Annotated in this window: 1 pseudogene; it reads left to right on the plus strand. The window is 45.3% G+C overall.

The features are described from left to right. A pseudogene (locus AB4486_RS28615) lies at window positions 1–316 on the plus strand (hypothetical protein); the annotation flags it as partial.

A 316-nucleotide genomic window follows, 5' to 3' on the forward strand; every position in this document is an offset into this window, starting at 1 on the left:
TTCTGATGGTGCAGAGAAAACTCGTACCGTTCTAGATCCAGCTTCATTTGCCTATCACACCGACCCCCAAGGCAACCCGATTTACAATACTGTCGGACTATTCGCCAGCGGTGGTGATATCGGCTTAATGAACTTCGTATTTGAAGGTTTAGTGTCTGGATCTAAGTGGGGTTCAGCAATCGGCGTTATCATGTTTATGCTTGTGATTGGCGGTGCTTTCGGCATTGTGATGCGCACAGGTACTATTGATAACGGTATCTTGCGTCTCATAGACAAAACCAAGGGCAGTCAATCGCTTTTCATTCCAGTATTATTT

It is taken from the genome of Vibrio sp. 10N.222.55.C6, assembly GCF_041473395.1.
Taxonomy (GTDB): domain Bacteria; phylum Pseudomonadota; class Gammaproteobacteria; order Enterobacterales; family Vibrionaceae; genus Vibrio; species Vibrio crassostreae_C.